General features: G+C 33.0%; 20 protein-coding genes. 13 read left to right on the top strand and 7 right to left on the bottom strand.

Going from position 1 to position 17991, the window contains the following annotated elements:
* Positions 1–18: 18 nt before the first annotated feature.
* Both P3875_RS02825 and P3875_RS02820 read right to left on the bottom strand, forming a co-directional pair.
* On the bottom strand, positions 19–2253 hold the full coding sequence (locus tag P3875_RS02825) for a TonB-dependent receptor (RefSeq protein ID WP_442930325.1): 2235 nt from the start codon (positions 2251–2253) through the stop codon (positions 19–21).
* 41 nt (positions 2254–2294) lie between these two features.
* Positions 2295–2714: an HYC_CC_PP family protein gene (locus P3875_RS02820; protein ID WP_303444736.1), complete on the bottom strand. Its 420-nt coding sequence runs from the start codon at positions 2712–2714 to the stop codon at positions 2295–2297.
* Between the two features lie 51 nt (positions 2715–2765).
* Between P3875_RS02820 and P3875_RS02815 the strand changes: the two genes are divergently transcribed.
* The 6 genes from P3875_RS02815 (at position 2766) to P3875_RS02790 (ending at position 8166) form a co-directional block, all read left to right on the top strand.
* Positions 2766–3224 (top strand): GAF domain-containing protein, encoded by a 459-nt coding sequence (locus tag P3875_RS02815; RefSeq protein WP_303444735.1) that lies wholly within the window; start codon positions 2766–2768, stop codon positions 3222–3224.
* A gap of 93 nt (positions 3225–3317) precedes the next feature.
* A complete protein-coding gene (gene rpsO, locus P3875_RS02810; RefSeq protein WP_303444734.1) occupies positions 3318–3587 on the top strand; it encodes a 30S ribosomal protein S15 in 270 nt (89 codons plus the stop codon).
* Between the two features lie 146 nt (positions 3588–3733).
* On the top strand, positions 3734–5956 hold the full coding sequence (locus tag P3875_RS02805; RefSeq protein WP_303444733.1) for a polyribonucleotide nucleotidyltransferase: 2223 nt from the start codon (positions 3734–3736) through the stop codon (positions 5954–5956).
* Positions 5957–6079: 123 nt separating this feature from the next.
* Positions 6080–6943 carry a sigma-70 family RNA polymerase sigma factor gene (locus P3875_RS02800; protein ID WP_090677933.1) on the top strand — a complete coding sequence of 288 codons (864 nt, stop codon included), beginning with the start codon at positions 6080–6082 and terminating at the stop codon, positions 6941–6943.
* Between the two features lie 130 nt (positions 6944–7073).
* Positions 7074–7544, top strand: a complete 471-nt coding sequence (locus P3875_RS02795; RefSeq protein ID WP_303444732.1) for an RNA polymerase sigma factor — start codon at positions 7074–7076, stop codon at positions 7542–7544.
* Positions 7534–8166 (top strand): hypothetical protein, encoded by a 633-nt coding sequence (locus P3875_RS02790; RefSeq protein WP_303444731.1) that lies wholly within the window; start codon positions 7534–7536, stop codon positions 8164–8166. Before P3875_RS02795 ends, P3875_RS02790 begins: the two co-directional genes overlap by 11 nt.
* A 32-nt stretch (positions 8167–8198) precedes the next feature.
* Here P3875_RS02790 and P3875_RS02785 read toward each other — a convergent pair whose 3' ends face one another.
* The 3 genes from P3875_RS02785 to ahcY form a co-directional block, all read right to left on the bottom strand.
* Positions 8199–8861 carry a hypothetical protein gene (locus P3875_RS02785; protein ID WP_303444730.1) on the bottom strand — a complete coding sequence of 221 codons (663 nt, stop codon included), beginning with the start codon at positions 8859–8861 and terminating at the stop codon, positions 8199–8201.
* A 27-nt stretch (positions 8862–8888) separates the two neighbouring features.
* Complete coding sequence (locus tag P3875_RS02780) at positions 8889–9545, bottom strand: hypothetical protein (RefSeq protein ID WP_303444729.1); 657 nt, start codon at positions 9543–9545, stop codon at positions 8889–8891.
* 81 nt (positions 9546–9626) lie between these two features.
* The gene (gene ahcY, locus P3875_RS02775) at positions 9627–10943 is read right to left on the bottom strand and encodes an adenosylhomocysteinase (RefSeq protein ID WP_303444728.1); all 1317 of its coding nucleotides are present in this window, start codon (positions 10941–10943) and stop codon (positions 9627–9629) included.
* A gap of 88 nt (positions 10944–11031) precedes the next feature.
* Here ahcY and P3875_RS02770 point away from each other — a divergent pair, with 88 nt between their 5' ends.
* The 5 genes from P3875_RS02770 to P3875_RS02750 all read left to right on the top strand — a co-directional run bounded on the left by P3875_RS02770 (position 11032) and on the right by P3875_RS02750 (position 15329).
* On the top strand, positions 11032–11667 hold the full coding sequence (locus P3875_RS02770) for a 4'-phosphopantetheinyl transferase family protein (RefSeq protein WP_303444727.1): 636 nt from the start codon (positions 11032–11034) through the stop codon (positions 11665–11667).
* 126 nt (positions 11668–11793) lie between these two features.
* Positions 11794–12192 carry an alternative ribosome rescue aminoacyl-tRNA hydrolase ArfB gene (gene arfB, locus P3875_RS02765; RefSeq protein ID WP_303444726.1) on the top strand — a complete coding sequence of 133 codons (399 nt, stop codon included), beginning with the start codon at positions 11794–11796 and terminating at the stop codon, positions 12190–12192.
* A gap of 20 nt (positions 12193–12212) precedes the next feature.
* Positions 12213–12578 carry a redoxin domain-containing protein gene (locus P3875_RS02760; RefSeq protein WP_303444725.1) on the top strand — a complete coding sequence of 122 codons (366 nt, stop codon included), beginning with the start codon at positions 12213–12215 and terminating at the stop codon, positions 12576–12578.
* 155 nt (positions 12579–12733) lie between these two features.
* Positions 12734–12916, top strand: coding sequence for a hypothetical protein (locus P3875_RS02755; RefSeq protein ID WP_303444724.1), 183 nt, complete (start codon positions 12734–12736; stop codon positions 12914–12916).
* Positions 12917–13157: 241 nt separating this feature from the next.
* Entirely contained in the window at positions 13158–15329 is a 2172-nt protein-coding gene (locus P3875_RS02750) for a TonB-dependent receptor (protein ID WP_303444723.1), read from the top strand.
* Between the two features lie 47 nt (positions 15330–15376).
* Here the strand turns inward: P3875_RS02750 and P3875_RS02745 are convergent, their stop codons facing one another.
* Entirely contained in the window at positions 15377–15802 is a 426-nt protein-coding gene (locus tag P3875_RS02745) for a hypothetical protein (RefSeq protein WP_303444722.1), read from the bottom strand.
* 139 nt (positions 15803–15941) lie between these two features.
* On the opposite strand from P3875_RS02745, the gene greA reads away from it, so the two are divergent.
* Complete coding sequence (gene greA, locus P3875_RS02740; protein ID WP_303444721.1) at positions 15942–16418, top strand: transcription elongation factor GreA; 477 nt, start codon at positions 15942–15944, stop codon at positions 16416–16418.
* Positions 16419–16429: 11 nt separating this feature from the next.
* On the top strand, positions 16430–16816 hold the full coding sequence (locus P3875_RS02735; protein WP_303444720.1) for an HIT family protein: 387 nt from the start codon (positions 16430–16432) through the stop codon (positions 16814–16816).
* Positions 16817–16836: 20 nt separating this feature from the next.
* Here the strand turns inward: P3875_RS02735 and P3875_RS02730 are convergent, their stop codons facing one another.
* Positions 16837–17988: a sensor histidine kinase gene (locus tag P3875_RS02730; RefSeq protein ID WP_303444719.1), complete on the bottom strand. Its 1152-nt coding sequence runs from the start codon at positions 17986–17988 to the stop codon at positions 16837–16839.
* Between the last annotated feature and the right edge of the window lie 3 nt (positions 17989–17991).

The following is a 17991-nucleotide window of genomic DNA, read 5'->3' as shown; positions in this document are numbered from 1 at the left end:
TATTTTTAAATTTTACAATTATTTTACTTTAAAACGCAAACCAGCGTAATACATTTGTCCAAAAATTGGTCCATATACAATGGTACTATCAAATTCATTGCCAAAAGGGTTATCTGCTCCTAAAATTACACGGTGTTGTTGATAATTACCTATATTTTCGCCACCTACATATACTTCAAATCTATCAGAAAAAACTTTAGTTACTTGTGCGTTTACAGTTGAAAACGGCTTGGTGTTTAAAGCCAATTGATTTGCTGCAGAATTATCGCCTGTATAAGGTAAACGCTGTGCGCCTAACCAATTCCATGTAGCATCAAATTTCCAATAGCTTCCGTTATGTTCATGTGTTGAAAACTCTAAATTAGCAAACAAACGGTGTTTTGCTTGTAACGGACGCTCTAAGTTTTTACCGTGATAAGTTGTTTTAATATCGTAATATTTATAAGCACTACGCAAATTTAAATGTTTAATAATATTGTAGTTTAGTTCTGCTTGAAAAGAATTTGCGTATGATTTTCCATCTAAATTATAGAAATTCACGTTACGTGCCGATTGATCTAAATCTACCACAATTTGGTTTTGAAAATCGGTTCTATAAAAATCTAAAGTTATGTTTGTTTTTTTACCTAAAAATTCAAAATCTTGCGAAATACTTGCTCCATAGTTCCAAGCAATCTCGGGATTCATTCCATATGCTTTTCCATCTTGATTTAAGATGTTAAACTGACGTGAACTTGCAAATAGATATTGGTTTTCAGCAAAAACATTTGCGATTCTTTTTCCACGACCTGCAGAAGCCCGAATAGTTGTTTTTTCCCATGGATTGTAGCGTAAATGCATTCTTGGTGTTACAAACGTACCCAAACGGTTAGAATTATCTATTCTTCCACCTAAAACTAAAGTTAAATTATCGGCGTTATCGTATGTATATTCAAAAAAAGCACCGTAGCTTGTATCTGCTCTGTCGTAATTTTTAGTTCCGTAATTTGCAACCATTTCAGAATAATCATCGTGCATAAAACTAGCACCCGCAGCAAATTTGTGTAACGTATTACTAATAATTGAATTATAAATTAGGTTTGAGTAAACGCTGCGTTGTGTTATGTTAAACTGATTCATACCAAAATACGAATTTTGTTTGTGGTAGCTAAAAGCATTTTGCCAACCTAAGCTTTTATAGGGCTGATCTGGAAAAACGTATCCCACTTTTGAGCTGGCATCAAACTTATCGGTATTTAATTCAGACCCCCATTTTGCAGTTGTTAACTTATGAACATCTTTATCAAAATCAATTTCGCCTGTTTGTTTTTCATCTTTCATATAACGTGCTGATAAAAACGCAATCCAACCTTTTTCAAGATTTTGATATTGCCAACGATTCATAATGTTTATTTGACTGCCAAGCGGATTGTCTAAAAAACCATCGTGGTTCATGTCGTTCTTTTTAACGCGCGTATTTCCGTGTACAAATAATGAAGAGCTCCATTTATCTGAAATTTTTTCGTTAAAATGAGCGTTCAATTCAAAACGTGCATCGGTAGATCCGTATAAATTTAAATAAAACGGAATGTCGTTAGCAGGCTTAATTAATTCAGTATTAATTTGTCCTGAAATACTTTCAAAACCGTTAACCACACTACCTGCACCTTTTGTAACCTGTATACTTTCAACCCAAGTACCAGGTGTAAAAGATAGTCCGTAAGCTTGTGAAGCTCCGCGAACGCTTGGTATGTTTTCTTCGGCAATTAAAATATACGGACTTGTAAGTCCCAACATTTTAATTTGTTTTGAACCTGAAATAGCATCAGAAAAATTAACATCGATTGAAGGGTTTGTTTCAAACGATTCAGCTAAATTACAACAAGCGGCTTTTAACAATTCGCCACTATTCATTGTTTGTGTATTGGTAGCCCCTTTATCGCGTTGGGTACTTTGTCTTCTTACATTTACAATAATTTCACCTAAACTTGCTTCAGGCGTTAGTGTTAATGTATAATATTTTAACGGATCGTTTAGTTCGGTAGTTAACACTTCATAACCTTCGGCATAAACATAAGTAGTACCTGGCTCATTTAAAGTGAATTCAAAACCACCAAATGCATCGGTTGTAGCTACAACGCTATCGTTAACTGTTATAGTAGCGTTTTCAATTGGAGTGTTTTTTGTATCAAGCACTTTGCCTTTGTAAGAATCTTGCGAAAAGGCGGTTTGCATGCTAAACGCACACAATAATAATATAGTATATTTCATGATTTTGCATAATTAATTAAACATTTTGTACTTAAAAATGTTTATTATGCATACAGTAAATATTGATTGTAAAGTTTATATAAAGGCGGCGCATTTGTTTGGCAACAATAAACGGCATTTAGTTTTTTTGGTAAACTAACTTGTGAAATTACTTGTGGTTGAAACTTATATACAACCGGAGTGATAAAATCGGTAAAGTGATTATTTGCCGAAACCTTAATAACCACATCATCGGTTTTTTGTTTAATGGTTTCGTTCTTGCAACAAGGTTTTTCGTTAGCTTCCTTTTTTTCTTTGCAACATGCTTTTTTAGTAGCTGTTTCTGTACATTTTAAAGCCGATGCATAACCTAAATCAATTTTTTCAATAGTTTCACCACAATAATGTATATTAACTGCTAAGCCAATGTTCGAAAAAAGAACAGCAGCAGTTAAAAAAATACTATATAAATATCGGTGCAACATATTAAAATTTTGGTGTCTTTAAATTTTTTGTAAATTTACTAAAAAAAACAAATGCAAAAAGAACTATTAAAGAATAATTTAACAAACCTATTAAAACAACACAAAAGTGTTGACGAACGTTTACAAGATATTTGCAATTTTTTACAAACCGAAATTCCTTATTTTGATTGGGTAGGGTTTTATTTTGCAAACAATAGTACAAAAACACTTCACTTAGGTCCGTTTGCCGGCTTACCAACCGATCATACCGTTATCCCTTTTGGAAAAGGCATCTGTGGACAAGTAGCAGTTAGCAACGAAACTTTTTTGGTTGATGATGTAAAAGCACAAAACAATTACATTTCGTGCAACATGCATGTAAAAAGTGAAATAGTTGTTCCTATAATTACAAATGGCATAAATATTGGACAAATTGATATCGATTCAAACACTTTAAATGCATTTAGCGAAGCCGACAAAGAATTATTAGAATGGTTAACAAACCAGATTTCCGAATTGTATAAAGAATAAAAATATTATAATTGCATTATTAAAAAAAAGCTGTACATTTGCACAGAATTTTTTAATTCAAACATACATAACAATCATTTAAATAATATTAGCATGTATTTAACTAAAGAAGTTAAAGAGCAAATCTTCGCAAAACACGGAGGTGCAGCAGCAAACACAGGTTCTGCAGAAGGACAAATTGCATTATTCACTTTTAGAATTTCGCACTTAACAGAGCACTTAAAAAAGAATCGTCACGATTATAATACAGAGCGTTCATTAGTTCTTTTAGTAGGTAAAAGAAGAAGTCTTTTAGACTACTTAAAGAAAAAAGATATCAACAGATATCGTGAAATCATCAAAGAATTGGGTATCAGAAAATAATCAATTTACAAAGAGGTGTGCGCTTGCGCGCCTCTTTTTTTTATATAATTATTTAAGCATTAAAGCTTGGTTTTTCATTGGGTTCTAAACACACAACAACACAACAACAACATTTTTCCCTTTGTTTAATTAAGAATTAAAAATTTATGATTCCTAAAGTAACCCAAGAAATTATCGATTTAGGCGATGGCAGAACCATCTCTATCGAAACAGGTAAGTTAGCCAAGCAAGCAGACGGTTCTGTTGTAGTTCGTTCAGGTAACTGTATGATTTTAGCTACTGCAGTTTCTGCAAAAACAGCAAATCCAGGTATCGATTTTCTACCTTTAACAGTAGATTATCGCGAAAAATTTTCAGCTGCTGGTCGTTTCCCAGGTGGTTTCTTCAAAAGAGAAGCACGACCAAGCGACCAAGAAATTTTAACAATGCGTTTAGTAGACCGTTGTTTACGCCCTTTGTTTCCGGATGATTACCATGCCGAAACACAAATTATGTTACAATTAATGTCGTTTGATGAAAACGTAATGCCTGATGCAATGGCTGGTTTAGCAGCATCGGCAGCATTAGCAGTTTCAGACATTCCTTTCTACAACCTTATTTCTGAGGTACGTGTAGGACGTGTAAACGGCGAATTAATTATTAACCCAAGCAAACAACAATTAGATCAATCTGATATTGATATGATGATTGGCGCATCTAAAGATTCAGTTTGTATGGTTGAAGGTGAAATGAAAGAAATTTCTGAAGCCGAAATGATTGAAGCAATTAAATTTGCACACGAAGCTATTAAAGTACAAATTGAAGCACAAGAAAAAATGCGTGCTGCATTAAACTTAAATTACAGAACGTACGAACCAGAAGAAAACGACGATACGTTGAAAAACGAAATCCACTCGTTTACTTATGATAAATTTTACGCAATTGCTGCCGAAGCAAGCGCAAAACACGAACGTAGCGATAAATTTGCAGTTTTAAAAGAAGAATTACTAGCTAATTTTTCTGAAGAAACGTTAGAAGAGAAAAAAGAATTAATTTCTAAATACTTTTCTAAAACACAAAAAGAAGCGGTTCGTAACTTAGTTTTAGACCAAGGTCAGCGTTTAGACGGACGTAAAACTACTGAAATTCGTAACATTTGGAGCGAAATAGATTATTTACCTTCAGCTCACGGTTCATCGGTATTCACCCGTGGTGAAACACAAGCTTTAGCAACAGTTACCCTAGGTACATCTCGCGAAGCAAACGTAATTGATTTACCTAGTGAACAAGGCGAAGAGCGTTTTTACTTACACTACAACTTCCCGCCGTTTTCAACAGGTGAAGCTAAACCATTACGTGGCGTTTCACGTCGCGAAGTTGGTCACGGTAACTTAGCACAACGCGCATTAAAAAACATGATTCCAGAAGATTGTCCTTACACTATTCGTTTAGTTTCAGATGTATTAGAATCAAACGGATCATCGTCTATGGCAACAGTTTGTGCAGGAACATTAGCGTTAATGGATGCAGGTATTCAAATAGAAAAACCAGTATCAGGTATCGCTATGGGATTGATTACAGACGGAAATCGTTTTGCTGTTTTATCTGATATTTTAGGTGATGAAGACCACTTAGGTGATATGGACTTTAAAGTTACAGGAACCAAAGATGGTATTACAGCTTGTCAAATGGACATTAAAATTGATGGGTTACGTTACGATATTATGGAGCAAGCTTTACAGCAAGCACATGAAGGTCGTATGCATATTTTAGGTAAAATTAACGAAACTATTGCAACACCAAACCCAACAGTTAAAGCACACGCACCAAAAATTATTAAATTTACAATTCCAAAAGATTTTATTGGTGCAATTATTGGTCCAGGTGGTAAAAACATTCAAGCGTTACAAGCCGAAACTGAAACTACAATTGTTATTTCTGAAGAAGGTGATTTTGGTATTATTGAAATTTTAGGCGTTTCACAAGCCGGAATGGACAAAGCTATTCAATCAATCCAAAACCAAACATTTTCACCAGTTGAAGGTGAAGTTTACACTGTAAAAGTTACTAAAATGTTAGAATTTGGTGCAGTTGTAGAATTTGTTCCTGGAAAAGATTCATTATTACACGTATCAGAATTTGATTGGAAACGTATTGAAAATCCATCTGATGTTTTAAAAGAAGGCGATGTTTTAGATGTTAAATATTTAGGTTTAGATCCAAAAACAAAAAAACCTAAAGTTTCTCGTAAAGCATTAATGCCACGTCCGCCAAAACCAGAAGGTAAGCCAGAGAATAAAAGCGAAGGCAAACCTGAAAGCAAAGAAGGACGCCCGCAGCACAAAAACTTTAACAAACCTTCAAACGATAAAAAAGAAGAAAGCAACTAGTTTTTTATAAATACAAAAAACCGATGAGCAAACCTCATCGGTTTTTTTTTATATTTTTTGTAACCTTTTACAACTTTGTGCGTATAACTATAGGAAACAACATTAAGGAAGGGTTATTTAAACATGAGACAACTTAAAATTACCAAACAGGTAACTAACCGTGAAACAGCATCGTTAGACAAATATTTACAAGAAATTGGTAAAGTAGATTTAATTACTGCCGATGAAGAAGTAGAATTAGCACAACGCATAAAGGCCGGCGATCAACGCGCTTTAGAAAAATTAACAAAAGCTAATTTACGTTTCGTAGTATCGGTAGCAAAACAATACCAAAACCAAGGTTTAACATTACCCGATTTAATTAACGAAGGAAATTTAGGATTAATTAAAGCCGCGCAACGTTTTGACGAAACTCGTGGTTTTAAATTTATTTCGTACGCCGTTTGGTGGATTCGTCAATCAATCTTATCAGCGTTGGCAGAACAATCTCGTATCGTTCGTTTACCATTAAATAAAATTGGATCTATCAACAAAATAAACAAAATGTATGCGTTGTTAGAACAATCAAACGAACGTCCGCCATCGGCAGAAGAAATTGCTAAAGAATTAGACATGACAGTGAACGACGTAAAAGAGTCAATGAAAAACTCTGGTCGTCACTTATCAATGGATGCGCCTTTAGTAGAAGGTGAAGATTCAAACTTATACGATGTATTGCGTTCGGGCGAATCGCCAAACCCAGATCGTGAATTAATACACGAATCATTACGTACCGAAATTGAACGTGCATTAGAAACATTAACTCCGCGCGAAGCTGATGTAGTACGTTTATACTTTGGCTTGGGCGATCAACACCCAATGACGCTTGAAGAAATTGGTGAAACTTTTGATTTAACCCGCGAACGTGTTCGTCAAATTAAAGAAAAGGCTATTCGCAGATTAAAACACACATCTCGTAGTAAAATCTTAAAAACTTATTTAGGATAAAAAACATTGAAAAACTCGTTAGAAAAAACTAACGAGTTTTTTTATTATTGTAACATATCGCTTAAATTCGTACTAACCAAAGAGAAAATTAGTAAAATTGAAAGCCACCGAAAAAGAATTTTTGGACTTAATGCAAAAACATAAAGGAATTTTATACAAAATTTCAAGAATGTATTTTGACCATACCGAAGATCAAGAAGACTTGATCCAGGAAATGACTTTTCAATTATGGAAATCGTACCAAAACTTTAAAGGTAGTAGTCAATTTTCAACATGGATGTACCGGGTTTGTTTAAATACTGCCCTAACCTTCTTTAAAAAAGACGATAAAAAACAAGACAAATACGAACTACATGAAAATTACGACCGTATTGACGACGATAATAGTGCTTTTAAAGAAGAACAACTTAAATATTTTTACGATGCCGTGCAAGAACTTAACAAAGTAGAAAAAGCCCTTATTTTTTTGTTTTTAGAAGGAATGAATCACAAAGAAATTGCCGAAAATTTGGGTATTAGCGAAGTAAATGCACGCGTAAAATTAAATAGAACAAAAGAGAAATTACAAACCATCATAAAAAAGAACGGATATGAATTTTGATGAGTTACAAAAAAAATGGAACAACCAACCCGAAAAGGATATTAATATAAAACCCGAATATTTAACTAAAACCAAATCGTTAGCCGATAAAATAATTAAAAGCTTTAAACGCGAGGCTTTTATTTGGGCTGTTAGTATTATTTTTCTTTTTATTGTACCTTTTATTGATATGTATCAAATAAAAGGGGTGCTAAGTTTAGTGTATTATTTTTTAGTATGCCAATTTATAATTTTTGGCTTGTACTATTACCGCCGTTTTTATACCATTAGTAAAATGATTAAGCAACCTAATACTTTTAATAGCCGCGAAAGTATTATAAGGCTGTATTACGAATTTCATTTTGCTATTGAAACCTACCGATCGTCAATTTACGTGCTTTTACCAACAGCAATTGCTATGTTTGTTATTACGGCAGGTAAAGACAAAACCTACTATTTGGTTGATAAATTTTACCACTTTAATGAAACTTTTAAAACCGACCCTACATTTATTTACACCGTTTTAATTTTAGGAGTTGTATCAATTGCTGTGCTTATTTTATTATCGGAATGGATTATTATGAAATTCTATGGGCGTTATTTAAAAGAATTAAAACAGTTAATGGACGAATTTGAAGATTAAAAAAATGCAACTCAAAAAAAGAGTTGCATTTTTTAATAATATTCAATGGTACGCTTATAACTTTCGTTGTATTCGGCTTGAATGGTTTTAGTAAGCCAATTACCTTTTTTATCAAATGTGTACTTTATTTCAAACTTTTCTGCTTTTATTATTTTACCGTTTTCATAATGTTTGCATAAAGCAACATCGCCCTGTGCATTATAAAAATAGTGATACATTTTGGTATTACCGTTCCAAAAACTTGTACTAATTTCTTCTACTTTTTCTCCCTTTTTAGTAAAAATATATTCCCAAATATTGGTTATTTCGCCATCGTTATGAAAACCTATAACTTTTATTTTATTTCCTTTTTTATTGTAATATTCTTCAAAATGTTTGCGTTTTACGCCATCCCATATTAAATATTCAGTTATTTTATATCCTTGATCGGTTGAAGTTTTCACAACAATATAATTATCAAAATTGGTGTTTTGTGCGTTTAAGCCTATTGCATTACCTTTTTTATCAAAAGTAAAAAAAGTATCTTTCTCTAAACATTTAAAAGTTGAACCTTCTAAAGCAACAGTAGGACATTTTTGATAAGTTTCGTGAATACTTTTTACTTTTCCTTTTAAATACAATTGAGTAGTATTTTGACTAAACAATTGCAAAGCTAAAAATAAGCTAAAAAATAAATAGATATGTTGTTTTTTCAATTTTATTTAATTAATCATTAGTACATGTTAATAGTATTCAATGGTACGTTTGTGTAAGTACGTGGTAAGTGAGTCTTCTATTATTAATTCAACCCAATTTCCTAAAGCGTCAAAAGTATAACTGGTTTTAAATTTTTCAGATTCTTTTAGCTCATCATTAACATACATTTCAAAAGCACACATTTTTTGATGATCGTCATAGAAAAGAATCTTTTTTTCTGAAACACCATTAACAATAGCTAATTTTTCAGATTTAATTTTATGGTTTTGTGTATTGTAAAAAATAGTATCTGTAAGCATTACTTCTCCTAAATCGTTAAAATAAATTGTTTTAACGATTAAGTTTTTATCATTATAATAACTCTCACTCGATTTAGTTTCAACACCATCTTCGGTTCTAAAAACTTCTACCAAAAAACCGGTGTCAATTTGTTTTTTTAGTCTTCTAATTCCTTCATAATCTTCATAAGGTTGTTCTATAACAATTCCATCAACAGTAAACTTTATATTGTTATCTAAATAAGAACAGTTTTTTGTTTGTGGTTTTCCATATTTATGGGAGCAAATATTTAATTCTTCATGAATACATTTCACTTTACCATTCAACCCCATAGTTTGTAAAGATTGTGCATTTGCAGCCCATCCAAACAAAACAGTTCCAATAAATAAAATAAAATGTTTCATACCTTTAAATTTTGATTTATAAATATACAAAAAAAGGTAACTGCTTAGCAATTACCTTTTTTATTGATTTAAAACACTTTATTAGTATCTGTAATATTCTGGTTTAAACGGCCCTTGAACCTCAACACCAATATAAGCAGCTTGGTCTGTTGATAATGTTTCAAGCTCTACACCTAATTTTGCTAAGTGTAACGATGCTACTTTTTCATCTAAATGTTTTGGTAACATGTAAACGTTGTTATCGTATTTATCAGCGTTATTCCACAATTCAATTTGTGCCAATGTTTGGTTTGTAAACGAATTACTCATTACAAAAGATGGGTGACCTGTAGCACAACCTAAGTTTACTAAACGCCCTTCTGCCAAAATAATAATATCGTTACCGTTTACATTGTAAATATCAACTTGTGGTTTTACTTCTTTTTTAGTTGCACCAAAATTTGCGTTTAACCAAGCCATATCAATTTCGTTATCAAAATGACCAATGTTACAAACAACGGTTTTATCTTTCATTTTTTCAAAGTGACGACCAACCACAATATCCTTATTACCTGTTGTAGTAATAACAATATCGGCGTTACCAATAACGGTATCTAACTTTTTCACTTCGTAACCGTCCATAGCAGCTTGTAAAGCACAAATTGGATCAATTTCGGTAACTGTAACAATAGATCCAGCTCCGCGGAACGATGCTGCCGTACCTTTACCAACATCACCATAACCACAAACAACCACGCGTTTACCTGCTAACATTAAATCGGTAGCTCGGCGAATAGCATCAACAGCACTTTCTTTACATCCGTATTTATTATCGAATTTAGATTTAGTAACTGAATCGTTTACATTGATTGCAGGCATTGGCAATGTACCATTTTTAACACGCTCGTACAAACGGTGAACACCTGTTGTAGTTTCTTCAGACAAGCCATTGATACCTGCAACTAATTCAGGGTAACGATCTAAAACCATGTTTGTTAAATCACCACCATCGTCTAAAATCATGTTTAACGGTTGACGGTCTTCGCCAAAAAACAAAGTTTGTTCAATACACCAATCAAATTCTTCCTCGTTTAAACCTTTCCACGCATACACTTGAATACCAGCTTCGGCAATTGCAGCTGCCGCTTGATCTTGTGTTGAGAAAATGTTACAAGAACTCCATGTAACTTCTGCACCTAAAGCCTTTAACGTTTCAATTAAAACTGCAGTTTGTATCGTCATATGTAAACAGCCTGCAATACGTGCCCCTTTTAAAGGTTGCTCGTTTTTATATTCTTCACGAAGTGCCATTAAACCAGGCATTTCAGCTTCAGCTAATTCAATTTCTTTTCTTCCCCAAGCCGCTAATGAAATATCTTTCACTTTAAATGGCACGTAAGGTATCGTTTTTGTACTCATGTATTCTGTATATTTGTAAATCAAAATTTTTGCAAATTTACGCATTTCATTTTAAATCATTGCAAATGAAATCATAAAGCCTTACAATATGCCTTTATTTAAAAAAATAACGCACCTTACTGATACTGAAATATTTGTTTGGAAAATTTTAGAAACCGAAGCTGATTTAAGAAAAGATGTTGTTTTACAAGACACACATTTGAATCGTTTAAACGGAATGCTTTCAGAACAACACAGAAAAGGCTTTTTAAGCGTGCGAAAATTATTAATGGAAGCTGGTTATACCGATTTAGATTTGCATTACGACACCAACGGAAAACCCCATTTAAAAAACGGAAAACATATTTCTATTACCCATTCGTATGATTTTTCGGCGATCATTGTCAGCAGCCAGAATGTTGGGATTGATATTGAAAAGCAGCGCGAAAAAATTGTAAAAATTGCCAATAAATTTATAGGTACCGAATTTAGCTTTTTAAATGAACACATAAACTACATTGAAAACTTAAGTGTAATTTGGGGCGCAAAGGAAGCATTGTACAAAATGTGTAACAGCCGTAGTTTAAGTTTTAAAAACGATATGCATATTCATAATTTTACTAAAAACACTAGCCAAGGTACTGCAATTGTAAATTGTAAAGAATTAAATTTCAAGGGTAAATTTATGTTTCATTTTGAAAATTTTGAAAATTACACTTTAGTTTACGCGTTAGAAAATGAATGATTTTCTTTTCCCATAGATGCACAGATTTCATTTTGACTAATCGCCAATAATGTCATGCTGAACTTGATTCAATATCTCATAACAATTATTAAATAATCCGTGCATCCGTGGCAAAAATATTAAACTATGAATAAAGAAATTATACAAACCGAAATACAATACAAAGCCGTGCGCAGTTCGGGTGCCGGCGGACAAAACGTTAACAAAGTTGCAACAAAAGTGCAAATTCAGTTTTTTGTAGGACAAAGCAATGGTTTAACCGTCGATGAAAAAGCAATATTGACCGAAAAATTAGCCAACCGCATTACTAAAGAAGGGTTTATTATGGTGGAATGCGGTGAAACTCGCAGCCAGCTTAAGAATAAAGAATTGTGTACCCAACGTTTGTTTCTATTGTTAGAAAACGCGTTAAAGAAAAACAAAAAACGTATTGCAACCAAAATACCTAAAGCGGTAATTAAAAAACGCTTGGAAGACAAACAACGCCTTGCCGATAAAAAAGAGAATAGAAAGTTTAGGTTTTAAATTTTTTTTACATTTAGAAAATGAAATTAGCATTGAAAATTTTAGGAGTAATTGGGGCTTTAGGGTTATTAGTGTTTTTTGGATTAACATATTATGTTATGAATACCATTAAAAATAATAGCAAACGTGATAATTCAATTACTTATTCACTTGTTCAAAATAAAACTGTTTTTAAAAACCTTGAAACCAATAAAACTTATACTATAAATACTTTACAAAATGATACTACGTATTATTTTCATTTTTGGGCAACTTATTGCAAACCTTGTATTAAGGAATTTGACGACATAAGCACCAATTACAACAGAATTTTTAAGGGAAAAACAAAATTATTGGTAATATCTTTTGAAGACGAAAAAAAAAATAACAAATTTTCTAAAGAATAAAAATTATAAATTACCCTTTTACAAAGCCGATTCTACTCAATTTTTTATTAAACCAAATATTGAAATTGTACCAACTACAATTGTAGTAAAAAACAATAAAGTAATTGATAAAGGATTAGGCACAATTAATTGGGCAGAAATTAATTAACAAAATCATGCAATTCCATTCAAAAGCTCAAGAACAAGCATTAATGCGTTTACAAGTACAACACGAAATTGCTGTAGCAGGCATTAAAAGCAATGCACAATTAACCGATGAAGAAAAACAAACAGCTTTAAAAGCAGAGGTAAATAATTTCAATAAAAAGAAAAAAGGCTTACAAGGTGCTGCTTTCTAATCTTTCGTTTTTTCTGTTGTCTTTTTTTCTTTCATCTTAAAAAAACAATTATCTTTGCCCCGTCTCAAAGGGGTGCCGTACGGCTGAGATCATACCCGTTGAACCTGGGCAGGTAATGCTGCCAAGGGAAATGAACAATACACTTATTGAGTGCACGCATTAAGTTACTGTTCGTAACGAAAACATTTTTATTAATCTAAACAAAATAAATGCCCCTTTTATTTGTAAAATTATTTTACGAATGAAAACTCATTTTTTGTTTGCAAGTTTTTGTCTTTCGGCAATTACCATGCAAGCTCAAACCGAAACTAAAAAAGACACCCTAACGTCAAACACTTTAGACGAGGTTTTGGTACAAGCAGTTCGCGCTACCAACAAAACACCTATTGCTTTTAGTAATTTAAGTAAAGAAGAACTTGCAAAACGCAACTTAGGACAAGACATTCCTGTTTTAATGAACTTTATGCCATCGGTAGTTACTACAACCGATGCAGGTAACGGTGTGGGCTACACAGGTATTCGCGTGCGTGGAAGCGACGGCACACGTGTAAATGTAACCATAAACGGCATTGCGTATAACGATCCTGAATCGCACGGTAGTTTTTGGGTAAATATGCCCGATTTTGTTTCAAGTGTCGAAAATCTGCAATTACAACGCGGTGTTGGTACATCAACCAACGGTTCGGGTGCTTTTGGAGCCAGTTTAAACTTATTAACCGATAAATATTCATACGATGCTAATGGTGAAATTGCTAATTCAATAGGCAGCTTCAACACAAGAAAACACACTGTAAAATTTAGCACCGGATTGGTAAATAACACGTTTGAACTTACAGGCCGTTTATCTAATTTATATTCAGACGGATACATCGATCGCGCCTCATCAAAACTAAACTCTTATTTTTTACAAGGAACTTTTATTAATGAAGGTACATTGCTTAAAGCGTTGGTTTTTGGTGGTAAAGAAAAAACATATCAAGCTTGGAACGGTTTAGAGCAAAAAGATATTGAAAAATACGGCCGCCGATTTAATACTTCGGGAATGTATTATGATAACGAAGGTAAAATGCAGTTTTACGACAACGAAACCGACAACTATCAACAAGACCATTATCAGCTGCATTGGAACGAAAAATGGAACAGCAATTGGAACACAAACTTAGCAGTACATTACACCAAAGGCTTTGGTTATTACGAAAATTACAAAACAGATGAAGATTTAGCCGATTACAACTTAGAACCTATTGCTGTAAATGGCGAAACCAAAGAAACATCTGATTTAATTCGAAGAAAATATCTTGATAACGAATTTTATGGTGTAACATTTTCGGCCCAATACAATAAAAACAATTTAGAAGTACTTTTTGGCGGTGCAGCAAATAAATACACCGGTGACCATTACGGCGATGTTCTATGGGTACGCAGCCAACCGTTTACAAAATTTAAACAAGAGTATTACAGGGACAATTCAACCAAAACCGATAAAAATACTTTTGCAAAAGCAACTTATACCTTGCACAATAATTTAATTTTATTTGGCGATTTACAATGGCGTAATGTTACTTATAAAGCTAATGGTGCAGAAACCGGATTGGTAAACGATACCTTTAACTTTTTTAACCCTAAAGCAGGTATCACTTACAAAATAAACAACAACAGCAGCACCTATTTTTCATATGCACGCGCAAATCGCGAACCTAACCGCACCGATTATGAAAACGGCAATCCAAAACCTGAAAAATTAAACGATTTTGAATTAGGTTGGCGATACAATTCTAACAAACTAGCCGTAAACATGAACGGTTACTATATGTTGTATAAAGACCAGTTAGTATTAACAGGCGCTTTAAACGATGTTGGTGCTGCAGTACGTGAAAACAGCGGAAACAGTTACCGTTTAGGTATAGAAATTGATGGAACTTGGCAGTTTGCTCCAAAATGGATGATGAGTCCAAACATTACCATAAGTTCTAACAAAAACATAAACTACAAAACAGAACGCAACGGTTCGCTAGTGCATTTAGGCAATACCAATATATCATTTACGCCAAATGTAATTGTAGGCAATGCCCTAACCTATTCACCGTTAAAACAATTAAACGTATCGTGGTTAACCAAATTTGTTGGCGAACAATACATGGGTAACACAAACTCTAACGCTTCAAAATTAGATTCGTATGTAACAAATGATATAAATATAGTTTACGAAATGCAGCTAAAAAAATGGTTTAAATCCATATCATTCAACGTATTAGCTAACAACATCTTTAATGTAAAATACATTTCAAACGGATATTACTACACTTACGATGACAATTGGACCAATCCTAACAGCATTCAAACCATTGAAGGTGCCGGATACTACCCTCAAGCTCAGTTTAATATTTTAGGCGGATTTAGTTTAAAATTTTAATACAAAAGCGCCAAAATTTTAAAATTTTGGCGCTTTATATTTTTTCATTAATTATATACATTTATCATAGTTCCACTTTGTGAAACCCTGTATTCTTTTAACGGATATTGTGCACTAGTTGTAGCCAAACCTAAGTATAAATTGTAAACCAAAGCGTCGGTACAACTACAATTTGCTTCAATTCCATTCAAAATTAATTTAGAACAACCACTTATGGCATGGTTGGCGCAAGTAGCTTCAAAAGCGCGTATACCTGTCCCGGTATTTATCACAAAAAAACCATTTAAACCAAAACCTGCTACATAAACTGCATTGCCCGGATACTGCAATTTATTATACGTTGGCAAGGCTGTATTAATAGTATAATTTATAGCAATTTCAGGTAAATAAGGGTTGCGGGTGTCCCATTCGTCACGGGTACATCCACTAAAAAAAAACGCTGTACAAAGTACAAGCACAAATAATTTTTTCATTATAAAAACATTTGAAAAACAAATTTAATTATTTAACTTTGACCTAAATATAAATGTAACAAATATTAACATAATAAACGCATAAGAAACAAAATCCCGTATGTATGGGATTTTTTCTGTTTTATAAATTGAATTGAAAATGAGTAACGTATCATACTACACTGCCGAAGGATTAAAGAAATTAAGAGATGAAGTGGAGCATTTAAAAAGTGTTGAACGCCCTAAAGCTTCACAAGCAATTGCTGATGCACGCGATAAAGGCGACTTGTCTGAAAATGCTGAATACGATGCTGCTAAAGAGGCACAAGGTTTGTTAGAATTAAAAATTGCTAAAATGGAAGAAGTTTTAGCAAACGCTCGTTTAATTGACGAATCACAATTAGATACATCTAAAGTTTTGGTGCTTTCTACCGTACGTATTAAAAACCAAACAAACGGAATGGAAATTACATACAAATTGGTTGCTGAAAGCGAAGCCGATTTAAAAGCTGGTAAAATATCGGTAACATCGCCAATTGGTAAAGGTTTACTAGGAAAATCGGTTGGTGAAATTGCAGAAATCAGTGTACCAAACGGCACTTTAAAATTTGAAATTTTAGAAATTACAAGAGACTAATTTTTTAAGCTATGAGCATTTTCACTAAAATTATAAGCGGCGAAATTCCATCGTATAAAGTTGCAGAAAACAACGAGTTTATTGCTTTTTTAGATATAAATCCCAATGCAAAAGGCCATACTTTGTGCGTTCCTAAACAGGAAATCAACAAGATTTTTGAAATGGAAAAAGACTTGTACACGCGTTTAATGGAATTTTCGTACGATGTGGCAAAAGCCATTGAAAAAGCCGTACCATGTAAACGCGTAGGTGTTGCTGTTGTAGGGTTAGAAGTACCACACGTACACGTGCATTTAATACCTTTACAAGATATGGACGATATGCGTTTTCAACGAAAAGCATCGCTTACAAAAGAAGAATTTGAAGAAACTGCCAAGCAAATAGCATCACATTTATAAAAAAAAATCCCTTTGAAATTTCAAAGGGATTTTTTCTTGTATTGAATTGAAAAAGTAGTGCCTTTACCTATTTCTGATTTTAAAACACGTATGGAACCTTTATGGTATTTTTGAACAATACGTTGCGTAAGCGATAAACCCAAGCCCCAACCACGCTTTTTGGTAGAAAAGCCCGGCTCAAATATTTTACGGAATTGATTTTTTGGTATGCCTTTACCAGTATCACTCACTAAAATTTGTAAATTATTTTCGTTGTTTTTAATTTCAACTTTAATTTTTCCTTTGCCTTTTATGGCGTCAATAGCGTTTTTTACAAGGTTTTCAATAGTCCAACTATGTAAAGTTGGGTTCAGCATAAGATTTACAATATCGGTATTGGTATCAAACTCAAAAACAATTTGTTTTGAACTGCGCGATTGTAAATAATCAAACGACTTTTTGGTTTCTTCAACAATATTCAACAACTCTAAATTTGGTTCAGAACCAATTTTTGAAAAACGGTCGGCAATGGTTTGCAAACGATCCACATCTTTTTGAATTTCGGCAATTATATTAGCGTCCATATCATCAAGCCTCATAATTTCTAACCAACCTAAAAGCGATGAAAGCGGTGTGCCAATTTGGTGTGCAGTTTCTTTTGCCATACCTGCCCATAATTTATTTTCGGACGACATTTTACTTGCCCTAAAATAACTATACACCAACAAACCAAACAAAACCAAAATAGCTATTAATGCCATTGGATAGTATTTTAATTTGTTTATTAACGATGAATTTCCGTAATATACATATTGTTTTTCACCCAAAAATTTAACTTCAATTGGTAAATTCTGACTTTTTAAATCATTTAAAATTTCATACAGAAGTTTAGAATTGGTTTCAGCTTCTTCGGGTAAATTAAAATGCCTAATAATACTATCATTATCTGTAGTAAGTATAGCCGGTATCGTAGTATTTTTTATTAAAATGTTTGATGGAAGTTCAATATCTGACTCTAAAGGAGATTCACTAATTTTTTGATTTGCTTGTGCCCAAATTTCCATTTTTACACGTTCTTCGTGCTTAAAAGTTTGAAAAAGCAAATAGGTATTCCAAAGAATTAAAATTAAAATTCCCAACGAAAAAAGCAAGATAAACCAACGTGTGTATAAACTTCTTTTAACAATAGACATACA

It is taken from the genome of Myroides sp. JBRI-B21084, from assembly GCF_030545015.1.
GTDB lineage: Bacteria > Bacteroidota > Bacteroidia > Flavobacteriales > Flavobacteriaceae > Flavobacterium.
The sequence above is the reverse complement of the archived record's forward strand: the minus strand, read 5'-3'. Positions and strand labels throughout refer to the sequence as shown.